Raw genomic sequence first — 19,431 nt, 5'->3', positions numbered from 1 at the left:
GTGGTGCGCCGCGTCGCGGTGCGCCTGATCTGGGTGACGGAGGATGCGCGTGCTGCTCGAACACGGGATGACGCTGCTGGGACCGGACGGATTGGCCATGCAGGACGAAGGCCAGCATCCGTGGATCCTTTCGCTCGACGTCAACGGCGCGCCCTATCGCTGGATCTCGTGGCAGGCCGCGTGTCACTATCATGCACGCGACCTGGTGGCCTGGAGCATCGGCGAGCATTCCTTCCGCTTTCTCGGCGGCACATCGCGGATCACCGGAGAACGCTCGCAGATCACTACGCACAGCATCATTGCGATCAAGGGCCGGGCACAGCGCCCGGGCGCGCTGACCAAGGTGCCGCCGCTCAACAACCGGGAGCTGTTCCGCCGCGACCGCCACTTGTGTGCCTACTGCGGCCATCGCCTTCCCGGCAGCCAGCTCACCCGCGACCACGTGATGCCGGTTTCTCGCGGCGGGCGCGACATCTGGATGAATGTCGTCACCGCATGCCGTCCCTGCAACCAGCGCAAGAGCGGACGCACGCCAGAGCAGGCACGCATGGCCCTCCTCTATGCACCCTACGTCCCGAACAAGGCCGAATACCTGATCTTGTGCAATCGCAATATTCTCGCTGATCAGATGGACTTTCTCACCCGCCATTTGCCGCGGCAAAGCCGGCTGCTCGACGTCGGCTGACGGGCGATTCGCGCCAATTTGGGGCAGGAATTGCTTCACCGCACCAAAGTGGCTCGCAAACCCCATCAATTTCAATACTTTATATAAACAACGGCATCGTCACGATGTTGCAGTCGATGCTAAATTCAGGCCATGACAACCGCAGAACTTCATTTCCTGCTCGACGGTCGCGATGTTCGGCTGACCAATGTCAGTCCGACGACGACACTGCTCAACTGGCTCCGCGAAGACGCGGGCCGCTGCGGCACCAAGGAGGGCTGTGCCGAGGGTGACTGCGGCGCATGCACGGTGGTGCTGGCCGAGGTGCGCGACGGACAGCTGAACTGGCGCAGCGTCAACGCCTGCATCCAGTTTCTCCCCACTCTGCACGGCAAGGCATTGTTCACCGTGGAGAGTCTGCGCGCGGCCGATGGCCGCCTGCACCCGGCGCAGGCCGCCATGGTGTCGTGTCATGGCTCGCAGTGCGGTTTCTGTACCCCGGGGTTCGTCATGTCGCTGTTCGGGCTGTACCAGACCGAGGCCGCACCGGACGACGGCGCGGTGACCGATGCGCTGTCCGGCAACCTGTGCCGCTGCACCGGCTATCGCCCGATCAAGTCGGCCGCGCACGAAATGTACCGCTTGCCGGTGCCGTCGGGCAGCCTGCCTGCGCCACAATGGCTGCCCGGCGATGCCGCCGCGCAGGCCCTGTTCGAGCGCCTGAGTGCGCTCGACGCCGACGACCGCACGCTCGACATCGTTCACGCTGGCGGACGCTTCACGGCACCGCGCAGCGTCGACGCGTTCGCCGACTGTGTCGCCGCCCATCCCGGGGCGACCATTCTTGCCGGCAGCACCGACGTCGGACTGTGGGTCACCAAGCAGTTTCGCACCCTGCCCCACCTCATCTATCTGGGGCGCGTGCGCGAGCTCGATCGCATCTCCGAAACCGACGGCTGGCTCGAGATTGCAGCCGCCGTCACCCTCGAAGACGCATTCCGGGCCATCCTGCAGCACTACCCGGAATTCAGCGAGCTCTGGCGCCGCTTTGCCTCGCGCCCGATCCGAAATGCCGGCACCCTGTGCGGCAACATCGCCAACGGCAGTCCGATCGGCGACTCGATGCCGGCACTCATCGCCGTAGGCGCCGAAGTGGTGCTGCGCGGTGGCCGTCAGCGTCGCACGCTCGCCCTCGAGGCGCTCTATCTGGGCTATCAGAAGAAGGCGCTCGCGCCTGGCGAATTCGTCCATTCGGTGCGGATTCCCCTCCCCGGCCAGGCGCGCGACCGCCAACTGGTCCGGGCATGGAAGATCTCCAAGCGTCAGGATCAGGACATCTCGGCCGTGTTCGCCGGTTTTTGCCTGCAACTCGAGCACGGCACCGTGCGTGAGGCCCGACTGGCGTTCGGCGGCATGGCGGCGACCCCGAAACGGGCGAGCCATGCGGAGGCCGCGCTGACCGGCCGCCCGTTCGACGCCGCAGCCCTGAACGATGCCCGTGCAGCGCTGGCGCAGGATTTTCAACCCCTGTCCGACATGCGCGCGTCTGCCACCTACCGGATGGAGGTTGCCAGAAACCTGCTGACCCGGCTGCAACTCGAGCTGGCTGGCGCCGCCACCCGCATCGACAGCATGGAGGCCGACCATGACCGGCCCTGAACTTGAACCCCGCGGCGGTGCCGGCAGTGCGCTGCCGCACGAATCCGCGGTCCTGCACGTCACCGGCAGCGCCACCTATATTGACGACCTGCCCGAACTGCGCGGCACGCTCCACGGCGCTATCGGGCTGTCGTCCGAAGCCCACGCCAGCATTGTGAAGCTGGACCTGTCCGCGGTACGTGCAGCACCCGGGGTCATTCGTGTGCTCACGGCAGACGACATTCCGGGCCGTAACGATTTCGGTCCCGTCATCCATGACGACCCGATCTTCGCCACCGGCGAGGTGCAATTCCATGGTCAGGCGCTGTTCGCGGTACTTGCCGAAGACATGCGCGCTGCACGCGCCGCAGCACGGCTCGCAATCGTCGAGTACGACCGCCTGCCCACCGTGCTCGGCATCGATGAAGCCCTCGAGGCCGGCACCCGCGTGCTGCCCGATATCAGCCTGCGACACGGCGATGTCGATGCCGCGATCGCGGCCGCCCCGCACCAGCTCGAAGGCACGGTACGCCACGGCGGGCAGGATCACTTCTACCTCGAAACCCACATCGCCTACGCCATCCCGCAGGAAGACAACACCTTCAAACTTCACTCCTCCAGCCAGCATCCGGGCGAAATCCAGTTGCAGGTCGCCCACGCCCTTGGCATCGAGGCCAAGGATGTCACCGTCGAATGCCGACGCATGGGCGGCGGCTTCGGCGGCAAGGAGAGCCAGCCCGGGCAGATCGCGGCCATTGCCGCCATCGGTGCGCTGCGTACCGGCAGACCGGTAAAGCTGCGGCTGGATCGTGACGACGACATGGTGCTCACCGGCAAGCGCCACGACTTCCGCATCGACTGGCGGGCGGGTTTCGACGCCGACGGCCGCATCCTCGGCGTACGCTTCACCCAGTCGACCCGCGCCGGGTATTCGGCCGACCTGACCGGCGCCATTGCCGATCGCGCGATGTTCCATGCCGACAACGCTTACCACCTGCCCGCGGTGGCCATTGACTCCCATCGGTGCAAGACGCATACGGTGTCCAACACTGCGTTCCGGGGGTTCGGCGGACCGCAGGGCATGTTCGGCATCGAGGAGGTCGTCGACGTCATCGCGCGCACGCTCGGGCGCGACCCGCTCGATGTTCGCAAGCTCAACTACTACGGCGTCAGCGAACGCAACACCACCCACTACGGCCAGACCATCGAGGACAATGTCATTCACGAGATGAGCGCCGAACTCGAAGCCGATTGCGACTATCGTGCCCGTCGCGAGGCGATCCGCCAGTGGAACGCAAGCAGTCCGGTGATTCGCCGCGGCATCGCCCTCACCCCGGTCAAGTTCGGCATCTCCTTCACCGCCACCCACCTCAATCAGGCGGGCGCGCTGCTCAATGTCTATACCGACGGCACGGTACTGCTCAATCACGGCGGCACCGAAATGGGCCAGGGCCTGTTCACCAAGGTCGCCCAGGTGGTGGCACGCGAACTGCAGATCGACGTCGATCGCATCCGCGTCACCGCCTCCGATACCGCCCGCGTGCCCAATGCCTCGGCCACGGCCGCCTCGAGCGGGGCCGATCTCAACGGCAAGGCCGCTCAGGATGCCGCACGCAAGATCAAGGCACGGCTGACCGAATTCGCCGCGTCCAGGTACGCCGTGCGCGAGGACCAGGTCGAGTTCCGCGCCAACCGCGTCCACGCCGGCGCCACGGTCGTCAGTTTCGCCGAACTCGTACATGCCGCGTGGATGGCCCGTATCTCGCTGTCGGCCACGGGCTACTACCGCACCCCGAAGATCGCCTACGACCGCAGCACGCTGTCGGGGCGGCCCTTCTATTACTACGCCTACGGCGTGGCCTGCAGTGAAGTGGCCATCGACACCCTCACCGGTGAATCGAAAGTGCTGCGCACCGACATCCTTCACGACGCCGGCCAGTCCTTGAATCCGGCCATCGATCTCGGCCAGGTCGAAGGCGGTTTCATTCAGGGCATGGGCTGGCTGACGATGGAGGAACTGCACTGGGACGCTGCCGGACGACTGCGTACCCACGCCCCCTCCACCTACAAGATCCCAGCAGTGTCAGACGTGCCCCTGGTCTTCAACGTTCGCCTGTGGGCGCGCGCAATCAACGCTGAAGATGCGATCTTCCGCTCCAAGGCGGTGGGCGAGCCACCCTTCATGCTCGCGCTGTCGGTCTGGCACGCGATCAAGGATGCCGTTGCCGCGGCTGCGGATTATCGGGTGACCCCGCTGCTCAACGCACCCGCGACCGCCGAAGAGATCCTGCGCAGCATAGATGACGCCCGCCAGCGGGCGCGCAGCGCATGAACACCGCGCACCTGCTCGAGCACCTCGCCACGGCCCTGGATGCCGGCGAGCGCCTGGTGTGGATCGGCGTCGCCGCCGTGCACGGGTCCGCCCCACGGGCCACGGGCGCGCGCATGCTGGTCGGCTTGCGCTCGAGCTTTGGCACCATCGGCGGTGGACATCTCGAGCTGCGTGCGATCGAGATCGCGCGCGGCATGATTGTCGATGCCGCCGCCGGCCTGCCCGCGCCGGCCCGCATCGAACGCTTTCCCCTCGGCGCCAGCGTGGGCCAATGTTGCGGTGGCGTCGTACATCTCGCCTTTGACCTCGTCGGTGCAGCCAGCCGCGATTGGGTGGATGCCGCACGCATACTGGAACGAAGGCAGCTTGCCTGGCTCAGGACACTCGCCCTCGACACCGGCGAGGTACAGGTGGCGCGCCTGGACGACAGGCTCGCCCGACACGGCGACGCCGGAATTGAAGCTTGCGCTGCCGCATTCGGCGCACTTCCGGCCGACGCCGCGACCATCTGCACCGAGCCGGTCACGGGCACGCGCCACGTCGTCGAACTCGTGCGCCCTCCCGAACTGCACCTGGCCCTGTTCGGTGCCGGCCACGTCGGCCGCGCGCTGATCGAGGTGCTGTCGCGTCTGCCCATCCGCGTCACCTGGATCGATCCGCGCGAATCCGAGTTCCTGGCCTGGACGCCGGACAATGTGTGCCCCGTGATCACCGACATCCCCGAAGCCGAGGTTGGCAGCCAGCCGCCTCGCTCCGCCGTCATCATCACCACCCACAGCCATGCCCTCGACCTGGAGCTGGTCCGCGCCTGGCTCGACCGTGGCGACTTCAGGTTTCTCGGTCTGATCGGCTCCGCCTCCAAGCGTGCGAGCTTCGAGCAACGACTGCGCGCGCGCGGCTACGGCGAGGCGCAACTGGCAAGCATTGTCAGCCCTGTCGGCGAACCGGCCGTGGTCGGCAAGGAGCCCGAAGTCATCGCCATCGCCATCGCCGCGCAGCTCATGAGCCTTCGCTCCCCCGCCCCGACAATCCAGCCCGCAAGGGATCATCACGCCGCCCCCGCATGCTCGACACCATGACCCAGCCGACTCCGACACCCGCACAGACTGCGCCGCGCCTCGTATTGAGCAACATCCGCAAGGTGTACCCCACCGTCGTCGCCAACGACAACGTCAACCTCGAAGTGGCGCCGGGCGAGATCCATGCCGTGCTCGGCGAGAACGGCGCGGGCAAGTCGACGCTGATGAAGATCATCTACGGCGTCACCCGCCCCAGCGCCGGCGAGATGCAGTGGGAAGGCAAGACGGTCACCGTCGAGAGCCCCGCCCATGCGCGCGAACTGGGCATCGGCATGGTGTTCCAGCACTTCTCGCTGTTCGAGACCCTGACTGTGGTCGAGAACGTCGCCCTTGCCTTGCCCGGCAAACCCGACCTTGGCGAACTGGCGCAGCGCATCGAGGAGGTCTCGAAGCGCTACGGCCTGCCGGTCGATCCGCGCCGCCATGTGCATGCACTGTCGGTAGGCGAACGCCAGCGGGTGGAAATCGTGCGCTGCCTGCTGCAGAACCCGCGTTTGCTCATCATGGACGAACCCACCTCGGTGCTGACGCCGCAGGCCGTGCGCAAGTTGTTCGAGACCCTGCGCCAGCTCGCCGCCGAGGGCTGTTCCATCCTCTACATCAGCCACAAGCTCGACGAGATCAAGGAGCTGTGCCACAGCGCCACGGTACTGCGCGGCGGCCGTGTCACCGGTCACTGCCGCCCGGGCGAGGAAACGCCGGAATCGATGGCACGGCTGATGATCGGCAAGGACCTGCCGGTGTGCGAACACGGCGCCAGCCATGCCAGTGACGAAGTGCGCCTGCGCCTGGCGGGCCTGTCGCATGCCACGCCCGACCCCTTTGCCACCGACCTGCGCGATATTCATCTCGACGTTCGCGCGGGGGAAATCGTCGGCATCGCCGGCGTGTCGGGCAATGGACAGCAGGAACTGCTGCGCGCGATTTCGGGCGAAGAGCCCCTCGCGGAGAAATTCCCGGTACAGATCCTCGGTACCGAGGCCGGTCGCATGAACCCGGGCCAGCGGCGCAAGCTCGGCATGTGCTTCGTTCCCGAGGAGCGCCTCGGCCGCGGCGCAGTGCCCACCATGTCGTTGGCCGACAACGCCATTCTGACGGCAGCAAAATCGCAGCACTTCGTCAGCGGCGGGTTTCTGGCCTTCAGCCGCGCACGCGACTTCGCGCAGAACTGCATCCAGTCTTTCAGCGTCAAGTGCGGTGGTCCGCCCTCGCCGGCAAAATCGCTGTCCGGCGGCAACCTGCAGAAATTCATCATGGGTCGCGAGATCCTGCAGGCCCCCAAACTGCTGGTTTGCGCCCAACCGACCTGGGGCGTCGATGTCGGCGCCGCCGCCTTCATCCGCCAATCGATCATCGACCTGCGCAACCGCGGCTGTGCGGTACTGGTCATCTCCGAGGAGCTGGACGAATTGTTCGAGATCTGCGACCGCATCGCGGTTATCGCCAAAGGCCGGCTGTCACCGGTCCGCCCCACGGCGGAAACCTCCGTGGAAGACATCGGCGTGTGGATGAGCGGCCTGTGGCCGGGTTCCGACCTTGCTGCGCAACAGTCCGAACAGACCGGGGAGCTTGCCCATGCTCAGGCTTGAACCCCGCGCGGAGGCCTCGCGCCTGATGAGTTACCTGTCGCCGGTGCTGGCAACCCTGCTCACGCTGGTGGCCGGCATCGCCGTGTTCTCCGCCCTCGGCAAGGACCCGGTCGAAGGCTTGCGCCTGTTCCTCGTCAGCCCGGTCAAGGACCTCTATGGTGTGTCCGAACTGCTGCTCAAGGCCACGCCGCTGATGTTGTGCGCCATCGGCCTTGCCGTGGGCTTTCGCGCCAACGTGTGGAACATCGGCGCCGAAGGCCAGTTCATGCTCGGCACCGTCGGCGCCACCGGCGTGGCGCTGTACTTTCAGGAGTCCGACAGCAGCCTCGTGCTGCCCGCAATGGTGCTCGCAGGTGCGGCCGCAGGCGCGGCCTGGGCCGCCGTCCCCGCCCTGCTGAAGACGAAGTTCAACGCCAACGAGATTCTGGTGTCGCTGATGCTGGTCTACGTGGCGCAGCTGTTCGTGTCGTGGCTCGTGTTCGGCCCGTGGAAAGACCCCGACGGGTTCAACTTTCCGCAGACAGCCATGTTTGCGGACCACGCCCTGCTGCCGATCCTGATCGAGGGCACACGTCTGCACGCAGGCTTCCTGATGGCACTGGCTGCGCTCGTGGCCGGCTATGCCTTCATGAACCGCAGCTACACCGGTTTCAAGATGCGGGTGGCGGGCGAAGCGGCCGAGGCCGCGCGTTATGCCGGCTTCTCGGCCAACCGGATGATCTGGATCGGCCTGCTCACCGGCGGCGCCGCAGCGGGCATCGCCGGCATGAGCGAAGTGGCCGGTCCCATGGGGCAGCTCACCGACAAGGTCAGTCTGGGTTATGGTTTTGCCGCCATCATCGTGGCCTTCGTCGGCCGCCTCAACCCCTTCGGCATCCTGCTCGCCAGCCTGCTGATGGCGCTGCTCTACATCGGCGGTGAGCAAGTACAGCAATACATGAACCTGCCCAGCTCCATCTCGCTCGTGTTCCAGGGCCTGCTGCTGTTCTTCCTGCTGGGCTCCGACGTCTTCATCCACTATCGGCTGAGATTCGGCCGCGTCACCGCCTGAGGGCCGATCATGGACGCTTCGCTCTTCACTTCGATGCTGTTTGCCACCGTCGTGGCCGGCACCCCGCTGATCATCGTGTCGCTCGGGCTGCTGGTCAATGAAAAGGCCGGGGTGCTCAACCTTGGCGCCGAAGGCATGATGGCCATGGGCGCAGTGGCCGCCTTCGCCGTCACCCACCACAGCGGCAACCCTTGGCTGGGCGTGCTCGCCGGCATGGGCGCGGGCATGGCCGTATCGCTGATCTTCGGCCTACTCACGCTGACCCTGCAGGCCAACCAGGTGGCCTCCGGACTGGCGCTGGCCATCTTCGGCGTCGGTCTGTCGGCCTTCATCGGCAAGCCCTTCGAATCCATCGCCTTGCCCGCCGTACCGCCGATCCGCATCCCCTTCATTGCCGACCTGCCACTGATCGGCGAGGCGCTCTATAACCAGCAGGCCCTGGTCTATCTCTCGTGGGCGATGTTCTGGGCGGTGGTGTGGTTCCTCTACCGCAGCCGCGCCGGCCTGATCCTGCGTGCGGTGGGCGAATCGCCCGCCTCGGCCCACGCCATCGGCCATCCGGTCATCCTCATCCGCTACCTTGCAGTGCTGTTCGGCGGCGCCATGGCCGGCATCGGCGGCGCCTTCCTGTCGGTGTTCTACACCCCGATGTGGGTCGAAGGCATGGTCGCCGGCCGCGGCTGGATCGCCCTCGCTCTGGTCGTGTTCGCCACCTGGCGTCCGCTGCGGGTGCTGGTCGGCGCCTACCTCTTCGGCGGCGTCATGATCACCCAGCTCTTCATTCAGGGCTCGGGCATGCAGATCGATTTCCCCGCGCAGTTCCTGTCGTCGCTGCCCTACTGGGCCACGATCATCGTGCTGGTGGTGATCTCGCGCAACGTGAATACCATCCGGCTCAATTCGCCGATGTCGCTGGGAAAGCCGTTCAGGGCCGAGGGCTGAACGACCAGGTCTCCCGTTCCCGGCCAACCTTCCGGAAGCGTTTACTGCCACAAGAACGAGAACGGCCAGTTCCGCTCATGGTCGTAGGTGGGTATAGCCCTCCGTTGAGGCTTACCCCCCCTTCCGGGCAGAAATGACCATGAATTACGGCCTTGATTGAGGAATCAGACCCGGCCAATCGCGAGTAAAGTCGCACTTGGCCCAATGCGATGGTTGAATTGAACAACAGTCGCTCGGAAGGGCCGACGCTTAGCCCGTCGTGCTTTTCGGAAACGCTGGAGTGACCATTCAAGAACCGCTTCAACCACCCGCACAGGATGCCCATCCGATTCGCCAGCGCGCGCTCGTTGAAAATGCAACTTGCGTGCTTCACATCGGCGCGCCAAAGACGGGGTCGACTGCAATCGAGCGATTTCTGGTCGACAACCGGGCGTCGCTTGCGGCACATGGGTTCCTCTACCCCGCGTCCATTGAACGTGGATTCGGACACCATGATCTGGCGCTGCTTCTTTCGGGCGGCTACCCCGACTGGGCCACACCGCAGGATCGCACGCTCGATCAACTCATCGAAGCCGTTGTGGCTGAAACACGGCTCGCCCCCGAACCTGCAAAGCTTGTTCTCAGCAGCGAGAACTTCTATTGGCTGACGGATCCGATCGCTGTCCGTGGCGCCCTCGCCACCCTTGGTCACAGGGCGGCAGACACCGTGGTTGTGCTGTATGTCCGACCCCAGGAGCGCGTGGTTGAATCCTGGTACAACCAGATCGTCAAAGCACAGGGATATTCCGGCAGCTTCGAGCAGAGCATCATCGATTACGACACGCTGTGGGATTATGAATCCCGCATTACCCGTTGGGCGGACGCCTTCACGCCAGAGCACCTCATCATCCGGATATATCCGGACGAAGCGCAGACCGAGCTGGATGTCAGACGCGACTTTGCCGGGATTCTCGGCCTGGACGACAGCAGCCTGACCTATGCCGCGGAACGCCCGAATCAACGACTCATCCGCGATCTGCTAGAGTTTCAGCGCACGATCAACCAGCTGCCCATCGGCACCATCGAGAAGCGACGCTTTCACAAGCAGCTGATTGCGCTGTCGTCCATGGCATCGACATCCTTGCTGGAAGACGCACCACTGCACACTCACGAAACAAGAACATGGGTGCAGGAACGTTACGAGGAGGGTAACAGGCATGTTGCAGCACGATACTTCGGCAGGGATACCCTCTTTGCCGGGGAAACGCAGCGCCATACGAGCAAACCGTGTCAGCCGGTTGTCCTGAGCGTGGAGAAGCTGAGTCTCATCCTCTCCTGGATACTCATGACCAAGCCCGGTGACCAATAGTGTCGGAACGGGAATTGCGATGACAAGGTTCATGCCCGAAAACAACAGCTACGATGCTCACGCGCGCGCATGCAGCGACGATGATCTCTGGGGGCAGGTCAAGCGGACGGTAAATGGCAAACCGTTGCCCGACGCGCAAATCGCCATGATCATCAACCGGGTGTCGACGCAACTGGCACTCGACAAGTCCGACACCCTCCTCGATCTGTGCTGTGGAAACGGGGCGCTTTCCACGCAGTGGTTTCGTCAATGCACGCAAGGTGTGGGCGTCGACGCGTCACCGCACTTGATCGAGATTGCAAACACCCGATTCGCGGGCGACGGGCGGGACCGCTACATCGTTTCCGAAGCCCTCAGCTACCTTCTGAGCACGCCGGAAAACGCTGGCTTTACGAAGGCGGTCTGTTATGGCTCGCTCCAGTATTTCTCCCGCGAACGTGCCGGCGCGCTGCTTTCAGCCTTGCGCGAAAACCTGCCGACGCTCCAGCGCGTGATGATCGGCAATATTCCGGACCGCGATCGCGCCGCGCTGTTCTTCAATTCAGATCGTGCCGACAATGTCGACCTTGACTCGCCATTGAGCCCAATCGGCGTCTGGTATTCCGCGCGGGCGTTTTCGGAAATGGCAGAAGCCTCCGGATGGCAATGCGAAATCAGCATGATGCCCGCTGAATTTCACGCCTCACATTACCGTTTCGATGCGCTCCTGTCGCCAATGGAAAGGGCTTCTCAATGAACAGGGTCATCTGGATAGCCGGCATGCCCCGCTCGGGCACCAACTGGATCGGGCAGATCTTCGCCTCCAACCCTGACGTCAGATTCAAACTGTGCCCGCTCTTTTCGTACGACTTCAAGAACGCGCTCGATGAACGCAGCGATGCCGACGCATGGCATCGTCTTCTCGAGGCGACCTACTCGACCCACAGTGATTATCTGGATCAGGAGTACTTGCGCAAGGAAGCACTGGTACCGAACTTTGCGCAGAGAAATCCACAACCGTCCACACTCACCATCAAGTCGACGCGCTTTCACCATCTGCTGCCCAGACTCCTTGAACTGGTCCCGACCGCCAACGTCGTCGGGATCGTGCGCGACCCGCGTGCAGCCATTCATTCATGGCTCACCAATCCGCTCGAATTTCCGTCCGGAGCCGACCCTCGCACCGAATGGAAAAGCGGTCACTGCAGGAAGACCGCCCCGGGAGAGTACTGGGGGTTCGACGACTGGAGAAGCGTTGCCAATCTATTTCTAGACCTTCAATCGACATACGCCGACAGATTCCATCTTCTGGAATACGAACGTTGCGTCGAGGATCCGACGGCCTGCATCAAAGGACTTTTTCCCGCACTCGGCCTGGACGTACACGCGCAGACCGAAGCGTTCCTTGTTCAGTCGCGCACCGAGCACAAGGATCATCCACGCGCTGTATTCAAACACCCCGGCGTTTCAACGCGCTGGAAATCCGAACTTGATCCGGACATCAGTGCCGAGATCGTCGGCGCACTCCGCGGAACCCGGCTCGCATCATTTCTCTCGGACGAGCATGCTCATGACCGGTAAGAATGCACTTTCCGATCTCGCCCTGTTTGGCGGCAAGCCCCTCTTTTCCCAGGTCAAGTCGATCGGCCAGCTTGCCCAGCCGAATCAGGCAAGGTTCTTTGCGCTGGCCAGGAAATGCTTTGCCGAGCGCCGACTGTCCAACAATGGACCGATGGTGCAGCTACTCGAGCGTCGTCTCGCCGATTTTCACCGCGTGCCCTGTTGCATTGCGTACGCAAATGCAGGACTGGCGCTCATCGCATTGATCCAGTCGATTGCTGCAGGCCGCACTGGCAGTGTCGTGATCCCCACCTTCACGTATGCAGGCCTGCCGCACATCGTAAGATGGGCCGGACAAGAGCCCCTCTTCTGTGACGTCGATCGCGATACCCACACGCTGACCGCCGAAACGGCCTCCGCGGCGATGGCCGCGGACACGATCATGCTGCTCGGCGTACACCAGGCCAACAGCCCCTGCCCAATAGACGAGCTCGAAGCGCTCTGTCGCGCCAGGGGAATCACCCTTCTGTTCGATTCGGTCCATGGGCTTGGTGCAACCTATGCCGGCACACCAATCGGGGGATTCGGTCGAGCCGAGGTGTTCAGTCTGCACGCGACAAAACTGCTTAACGGCTTTGAAGGCGGATACATCACCACGCACGACGAGAACCTTGCAGACTTGCTGCGACGCAAGCGCAACTTCGGCTTCACGGGTGAGTCCTCGATAGACACCCTCGGAATGAATGCGAAGCTCAATGAACTTCACGCCGCCAGCGCCCTTGCCGCACTTGACGATCTGCCTGCGCTGATCGAGCGGAACCGGAGTCGCATCGAGGCTTATCGCGAGTCGTTCGCGGATATTCCCGGTATCTCGTGGATACCGTACGCCACCGAGAACAAGACCAACCACGAATTCCCCCTTCTGCAAATCGCGCCCGACTGGCCATTGGCGCGCGACACGCTGGTCTCGATCCTGCGCGCAGAGGGCGCACTCGCAAGACCGTACTACGCCCCGCCTCTTCACTTGCAGGACAACCCCAGCCACGCGCCTCTGCCAGTTGCAGAAGCCTTGTCCGGGCAAATCGTGCAGATGCCGGCGGGAGAAAGCCTCAGCCGTGACGACATCGACACGCTGGCTGCACTCGTCGATTTCGCGTACATCCACGCAGAGAGCATTTCATCTGCATTGGCCGCGGCTGGGACCTCAAGATGATCAAGACAACACTCGAGCAGCTCGCCATTTTCGGGGGAAAACCTGCTTTCGAAGAAGAACTCCCGGTGGGCCAGGTGAACCTCCCGCCCTGGGAGGACTTTGAACGCATGTTTTCCGGGATTTTCGAACGGGGCTACTACACCAATCATGGACCACTCGTTGCCCGTCTCGAGTCCAGGATTGCGGATACGCTTGGCGTACGCCATGCAATTTGCATGACGAACTGTACCATTGCACTCATGGTTGCCGCCCGCGCGCTCGAGCTGCGGGGTGAGGTCATCGTTCCCGCCTTTACCTTCCCCGGAACCGTCCAGGCGCTGACCTGGGCTGGACTGGAGCCGGTTTTCGCCGACGTGGATCCGCACACACACACCTTGTCGGCCGCAACGGTCGCCCCACACATCGGCCCCAGGACCTCTGCGGTTCTGGGTGTGCACTTGTGGGGCCAACCGTGCGACCCGGATCAACTCCAGTCACTTTGCGACGAAAGCGGACTTGTACTTTTTTTCGATGCCGCGCATGCCTTTGGCTGCTCGCACAGGGAGCGAATGATCGGCAATCTGGGAAAGATGGAAGCCTTCTCCTTTCATGCCACGAAAATCATCAGCGGCGCCGAAGGAGGATGCTTGACCACGAACGACGATGAACTCGCCAAGAGAGCACGTACGATACGAAACTTTCACAACGCCGAGACATTTGCCAATGTTGGTCTCAGAATCAACGGCAAGATGAGCGAAGCGCAAGCCGCAATGGCGCTGCTTTCGCTTGACCAGTATGACTCGAACTGCAAACATAACCGTTCGATTTTCGACATATACCGCGCGCGCTCGCAAGACTGGAGCGGCGTCAGGCTCCGCGATTTCAGCGGCCACGGCACGCACAATTTCCAGTACGCGGTACTCGAAACGGCAAACGATCCGGACGCCATTGAAAGGGACGTTCTCGTCGAGTTGCTGCGCGGAGAGAATATCCTTGCAAGGCGCTACTTTTACCCCGGCGTGCATCGTCTGTCGCCGTATGTTGAAAGTGCAGGCCCTATTTCACTCCCCGTCACCGAAGCGCTGTGCGAGCACACCGTGCAAATTCCGCTCGGTCCCTGTGTCACGGAGCGCATTGCGCACGGAATCTGCGATGTCATTGAATTCGCGACCGGAAATGCGCCGACCATCAATCAACGGCTCGCGCGCGAGCGCTCAGGGGACTGATCCGGGATGAGGCTCGGCATCATGCAACCCTATCCCTTTCCCTACATCGGCTATTTCGAGCTGATGGCGTCGGTGGACCGCTGGATTGCGTTCGATATCACCCAGTACAAGCGACACAGCTGGATGAACCGCAATCGGATCCTGCATCCGGCCGAAGGGTGGCAATACTTTGTCATGCCGGTCCGGAAGGCTCCGCACGGCACGCGACTCGCGGACATGGTCGTTTCCGACTTGCGCGAAACGGAGCGAAGACTCGTGGCGCAGCTCGACCACTATCGGGGGCGTGCGCCCCATCATGGCGCCGTGATAGAAATCGTTCGGGAAACGTTCTCGCGAACGCGCTCGGACGCACTCGTCACGCTGAGCCTGGCGAGTCTGGCCGTGGTTGCAGAAAGGCTGGCCATTCCGTTTGCCCCTGAGCGCTGCTCATCGCTGGGTCTCGAACTCGACGACGTCGAACATGCGGGACAATGGGCACTGCGCATCGCGTCGGGACTCGGTGCGAGCGAATACCTCAATCCCCCTGGCGGTCGCGCGCTCTTCAGAACAGATGAGTGGCAGGCAGCGAAAATCCGCCTGTCCTTCACGCGCATGAATCAGCTCACATACGACTGCGGCCCCTACACTTTTCAAGAGAACCTGTCGATTCTCGACGTCCTGATGTGGTGCTCGGTGGATGAGACCAGCGCCTACCTGTGCAAGCAGCGAATGGAAAACACTCACCATGCAGAACAATGAGATCGTTAACCCCCCCCACCCGGGAAAGCTGGAACTCATCGAAGAGGTGGGTCGAAATATCCGTAGGCCGTGGCGATTCGTGGACCTCGGGGGATTATGGGCAGTGCACGGTGCCTACGCATTCCACGCCCTCGCCCAGACAGGCTGCATTGGCGGCACGATGGTCGACACTCACCCGACCCAGACCTTTCTCGACGCGCTGAAAGATGAGCCGCGGCTCGAGTTCATTCAGGGAAATTTCGGTGATACGGAAGTCTTCAAACGCTTGCCGGACTTCGACGTCGTATTCCTCTTCGACACGCTACTGCACCAGGTTCGCCCGGATTGGGATGAAATCCTTCGAATGTACGCAGCGAAGGCCTCGCACATCCTGATCTTCAACCAGCAATATACGGGCGAGAAAACGGTCAGGCTGCTGGAACTCGGAGAAGAAGCGTACTTTCGCAACGTCCCACACGACCCGAAACACCCGACGTATTCGCAGCTGTTTCGCCGCCTCGACGAACCACACCCGGTTCACGGACGGCCGTGGAGGGATGTGCATCACATCTGGCAGTGGGGCATCACCGATACCGATCTCATCAATACCCTGGAGGCGCTCGGATTTCATCCCGTCTTTTCGCGAAACTGGGGTCAGGTGCACCAACTGGAGCACTTCGAGAATCACGCCTTTCTGTTTTCCCGGACCCGCGAATCGTCTGATGTTGCATCGCGCGAGAAGACCGAGCCCATCGCCACTGAATCACCCCCATTGACACACGCGCACGCGCCAGCGCCCTTCCAGCTGCCTCCGGTATCGGAAATACGCTTCACTGCCGACCTGAGCGGGCAGTCGGCTGCGGAGACGCTCTCCTTGTTGCGAAATTTTCGACGTGTTCTTGGCCCCGGCGCCCAGCTGATCTTGACGCCCCCCGTCGAGATGGCCGAACGCCAGTCCCTGCTTGAACATACGCGCTATGCGGGACTCGATAGCGCACCGCAGGCCAGCGAGAATCTCGTACTGCACGCGCGAGACCGCCTCATTCCACCCGGTACCAACCCGCTGGTGACCTTGGCCATCCCCGCGTTCAAACCGGCGTTCTTCGCGGAGTGCCTCGATAGCGCATTCGCGCAGACCTACCCGAACCTTCACATATTGGTCTGCGATGACAGCGGTGCAGATCATCTTCGCCAGATTGCCGCGGAGCGGACACCACCGGGCGTGAATCTGGAGTGGATAAGCAACCCGGAGAACATTGGCGGTCGGGCCAACTTTGCGCAATGCATCGAACGCGCCAAGGGCTCCTTCATCAAGTTCCTCTGTGACGACGACAGACTTGCGCCAAATTGCATTGAACGCATGGTCGACGCCTTCCGCCTGGACCCGTCCGTAACGCTCGCCTTCTCGCGCAGGACTCGAATCGATTCGGCAGGCAACCCACTGCCCGAAGACCATCATACCGAGATGCTGAGCGACACCGACTGCATCTTCCAGGGTGACGCACTTGCCGGCGCAGTCATTGCGCTGCAGGCCAATTTCATCGGCGAACCCACCACGGTCATGTTTCGCAAGGCAGACCTCCAGTGGATTCAGCCGCACTATGCAAGTTTCAATGGCCATGACGACATTCGCGTCGTTGGAGATATCGCCGCTTGGCACAACCTCCTGTCGCAGGGAGAAGCGGCCTACATTGCCCAAGCGCTCAGCAGTTTCCGGATCCATCCCGGGCAGAATCAAGCACAGGCAAGAATACGCGAATTGATTGGTACCTCGTGGTCAAAACTTGAACAGGGATCGCGCGCCCTCGGATTCCTTCAGGCCGTTCACGGCCCCATACCCCATCGAGCGCCGGGGACCGCAACGTGGCTCATCGACCCGGCCAGTCCCCTCAACCGCAGACTGGCCGCAGCAGCGGACCACGACCGGAATCCGGACAGCGCTCAGAGCGTGGCACGAACAATCATTCGACTCGCAGACAGTGCCATCGAACTTGCAGCCGATCCTGAAGTGGAAAGCCCGGCCACCTCCGATCGGACGGGCTATGAGCAGGCAACTGCAAGAATGGCAGCCGGACACACCGATGCCGCAATAGCGGAGCTCATTGCACTGGCGGAGGCTGATAGCGACATCTGGGAGGTCTACGCCGATCTCGCTGAATTCGCCCTGCGGCAGAACGACAGGGAAGCCGCCCTTGCCCTCCAGCACACCGCGGTAGCCAAGAGCCCCACGCCCGGCAAGGCAAGCCTGAGGCTTGCCGCCTTTCAGACGGATGCGGGCCAGTATGAACAGGCGCTCGCAACGATCAGCCCCTACTTGCGTGCCCACCCCAAAGATGGCGAGGCACTTGCACTTATACGCCGCATCCTGGGCTTGTCGGCCGAGCTATCGCCCGTTGCATGGGCTCGGTTGAGCACCGACATGCAATACGAACAGACAAAGATGAGCGCCCGGTTCAAGGACGCGCTCGAGGCACTGACCGCAATCCGGGAGCGGGCAGCCGCCCTGCTTCCAAATCAAGAGACCAATCGGACTGAGGTCGCGATTTCCGCGTCGGGAAGCGCCACCGCCCAGTCGGACGACCGGCGGTGAAGCCAACGCCCTCAAGGCGCATGACACGCAAAGGAGTGACAGGAAATGAATAGCCCGGAACAGACTGCGGCCAACAATGACAGCCCGCGAAGCGATGCCCATCTGCAAGCCTACGCTCGGGCCAACCAGTTGGTAACCGCAGGTGAGCTTGCTGACGGTTTCGAGATTCTGCGAGGATTGGCTGACGTGGGAACGCAGTGCTGGGAGGTGTACAACGACCTCGCCGCGATCGCGATCTCGAGCAATGACCTGGAAGCCGCGTGCACGCTTTTCGAAGTCGCTGCGGCGCAACCCGAGGCGCCGCAGGTCGTCACCCTTCGCCTTGCCAGTGCGGAGGCTGCGCGCACCGGAACCGATTGCGCGCTGTCCATTCTGAGCCCGCTCCTGCGCAAGAACGGAAGCGACACCGAGGTGCTGGCGCTCGTTCGCGAGATTCTGAGTGCCGAAAAGCAGATTTCGCCCGTCGCCTGGGCGCGGCTCATTTCGGATCTGAGAGCGCCGACGCCCGCTCAACGTGAAGCCGATGCACGACAGGCTCGGCTTGAAGAACAGAACAACCAGCTCACCGCGGAAAACCGGCGCCTGACGGCGCAAATAGATGCCCTGCGCCGGGAACTCAGGCTTGCCCCACTCGAGAAATGGAACTCGGCAGACTCTCGCGCCTGGGAGGGTGTTCACGCGCTGGACGACCATCAATGGCTCAACGTCCTGATCCGCAGCGTGACCGTTCCCGCCTACAACGGCTTCCCGCTGCCCGGCTTTCCGTCCGAAGACCTGCAGGTCGGCATGGTCGGATCGAGCAACGAAGCTGCGCTCAGGGAGGGCATGCGCTTCTACCGCGCCGTGCGCGAGCATTGTCAACTCGATGGCGTGCGCTGGGACGGAAGCGGGCGGCTACTCGACTTCGGAACGGGATGGGGACGCTACGCCCGCATTTTCATGCACGACTTCCGCCCCGAGAACGTCGTCGGCGTCGACGTGAGCGAGCAATACATCGACGTATGTCGTGAAACCTTTCCCTATGCCCGCTTTGAAACGGTGACGCCGCTGCCCCCGACGTCCCTTGAAAGCGACGGGTTCGACCTGATCATCGCCTACTCTGTCTTCTCACATCTCTCGGCGGCAGCTTCGGATGCATGGATTGCCGAGTTCACGCGCATTCTGCGTCCCGGCGGAATGATTGCGATCACGACGCAGGGACGCTCACTGCTGGGTGTTTGCGAACAGATGCGTGCCGAAAAAGAGTTCTCCCACCCATGGCACCGTCACCTTGCAAATTCGTTTGTCGACCGGACCGCGTGCGAAGCCGCCTACGACAGCGGTGAGTTTCTGCATTCGGCAACCGGCTACGGCGTCGCGGGAAGTGAGGCGTTCTATGGCGAATCACTGATTCCGCGCGGATACGTCGAACGGCACTGGACGCATGCGCTTGAACTCACGGCCTTCATCGATGACCGCAACTACCTGCCGCAGGCATTGATCGTGCTGCGCAAGCCGACCTGACGAGTGTCTCCGCCGCACCCT

15 protein-coding genes are annotated in these 19,431 nt (G+C 62.8%); all 15 read left to right on the top strand.

Annotated features, from left to right (window positions below):
- Nucleotides 1-67: 67 nt before the first annotated feature.
- Nucleotides 68-685, top strand: coding sequence for an HNH endonuclease (locus J5J83_RS00355; protein WP_212352673.1), 618 nt, complete (start codon nucleotides 68-70; stop codon nucleotides 683-685).
- Nucleotides 686-817: 132 nt separating this feature from the next.
- On the top strand, nucleotides 818-2,323 hold the full coding sequence (gene xdhA, locus J5J83_RS00350) for a xanthine dehydrogenase small subunit (RefSeq protein ID WP_212343898.1): 1,506 nt from the start codon (nucleotides 818-820) through the stop codon (nucleotides 2,321-2,323).
- Nucleotides 2,310-4,634, top strand: a complete 2,325-nt coding sequence (gene xdhB, locus J5J83_RS00345; protein WP_212343896.1) for a xanthine dehydrogenase molybdopterin binding subunit — start codon at nucleotides 2,310-2,312, stop codon at nucleotides 4,632-4,634. The genes xdhA and xdhB overlap by 14 nt, the downstream gene beginning before the upstream one ends.
- Nucleotides 4,631-5,713 (top strand): xanthine dehydrogenase accessory protein XdhC, encoded by a 1,083-nt coding sequence (xdhC, locus tag J5J83_RS00340; protein WP_212343895.1) that lies wholly within the window; start codon nucleotides 4,631-4,633, stop codon nucleotides 5,711-5,713. The genes xdhB and xdhC overlap by 4 nt, the downstream gene beginning before the upstream one ends.
- On the top strand, nucleotides 5,710-7,302 hold the full coding sequence (locus J5J83_RS00335) for an ABC transporter ATP-binding protein (RefSeq protein ID WP_249115564.1): 1,593 nt from the start codon (nucleotides 5,710-5,712) through the stop codon (nucleotides 7,300-7,302). The genes xdhC and J5J83_RS00335 overlap by 4 nt, the downstream gene beginning before the upstream one ends.
- Nucleotides 7,289-8,353 (top strand): ABC transporter permease, encoded by a 1,065-nt coding sequence (locus J5J83_RS00330; RefSeq protein ID WP_212343886.1) that lies wholly within the window; start codon nucleotides 7,289-7,291, stop codon nucleotides 8,351-8,353. The genes J5J83_RS00335 and J5J83_RS00330 overlap by 14 nt, the downstream gene beginning before the upstream one ends.
- Before the next feature lie 9 nt (nucleotides 8,354-8,362).
- Entirely contained in the window at nucleotides 8,363-9,295 is a 933-nt protein-coding gene (locus tag J5J83_RS00325; protein WP_212343884.1) for an ABC transporter permease, read from the top strand.
- A 280-nt stretch (nucleotides 9,296-9,575) separates the two neighbouring features.
- Nucleotides 9,576-10,643, top strand: coding sequence for a hypothetical protein (locus J5J83_RS00320; protein WP_212343883.1), 1,068 nt, complete (start codon nucleotides 9,576-9,578; stop codon nucleotides 10,641-10,643).
- Nucleotides 10,644-10,674: 31 nt separating this feature from the next.
- A complete protein-coding gene (locus J5J83_RS00315; protein WP_212343882.1) occupies nucleotides 10,675-11,379 on the top strand; it encodes a class I SAM-dependent methyltransferase in 705 nt (234 codons plus the stop codon).
- Nucleotides 11,376-12,203, top strand: coding sequence for a sulfotransferase (locus J5J83_RS00310; protein ID WP_212343881.1), 828 nt, complete (start codon nucleotides 11,376-11,378; stop codon nucleotides 12,201-12,203). Before J5J83_RS00315 ends, J5J83_RS00310 begins: the two co-directional genes overlap by 4 nt.
- A complete protein-coding gene (locus J5J83_RS00305) occupies nucleotides 12,193-13,395 on the top strand; it encodes an aminotransferase class I/II-fold pyridoxal phosphate-dependent enzyme (RefSeq protein ID WP_212343880.1) in 1,203 nt (400 codons plus the stop codon). Before J5J83_RS00310 ends, J5J83_RS00305 begins: the two co-directional genes overlap by 11 nt.
- Nucleotides 13,392-14,600, top strand: coding sequence for a DegT/DnrJ/EryC1/StrS family aminotransferase (locus J5J83_RS00300; RefSeq protein ID WP_212343879.1), 1,209 nt, complete (start codon nucleotides 13,392-13,394; stop codon nucleotides 14,598-14,600). The genes J5J83_RS00305 and J5J83_RS00300 overlap by 4 nt, the downstream gene beginning before the upstream one ends.
- 21 nt (nucleotides 14,601-14,621) lie before the next feature.
- Complete coding sequence (locus tag J5J83_RS00295) at nucleotides 14,622-15,338, top strand: WbqC family protein (RefSeq protein ID WP_249115563.1); 717 nt, start codon at nucleotides 14,622-14,624, stop codon at nucleotides 15,336-15,338.
- Nucleotides 15,325-17,907, top strand: a complete 2,583-nt coding sequence (locus J5J83_RS00290) for a glycosyltransferase (RefSeq protein ID WP_212343872.1) — start codon at nucleotides 15,325-15,327, stop codon at nucleotides 17,905-17,907. The genes J5J83_RS00295 and J5J83_RS00290 overlap by 14 nt, the downstream gene beginning before the upstream one ends.
- A 45-nt stretch (nucleotides 17,908-17,952) precedes the next feature.
- A complete protein-coding gene (locus J5J83_RS00285) occupies nucleotides 17,953-19,410 on the top strand; it encodes a methyltransferase domain-containing protein (RefSeq protein ID WP_212343871.1) in 1,458 nt (485 codons plus the stop codon).
- The last annotated feature ends 21 nt before the right edge of the window (nucleotides 19,411-19,431 follow it).

It is taken from the genome of Azoarcus sp. L1K30, assembly GCF_018122735.1.
Classification (GTDB): Bacteria; Pseudomonadota; Gammaproteobacteria; order Burkholderiales; family Rhodocyclaceae; genus Parazoarcus.
Note: the sequence above shows the minus strand (reverse complement) of the source record. Positions and strands in the feature narration are given on the sequence as shown.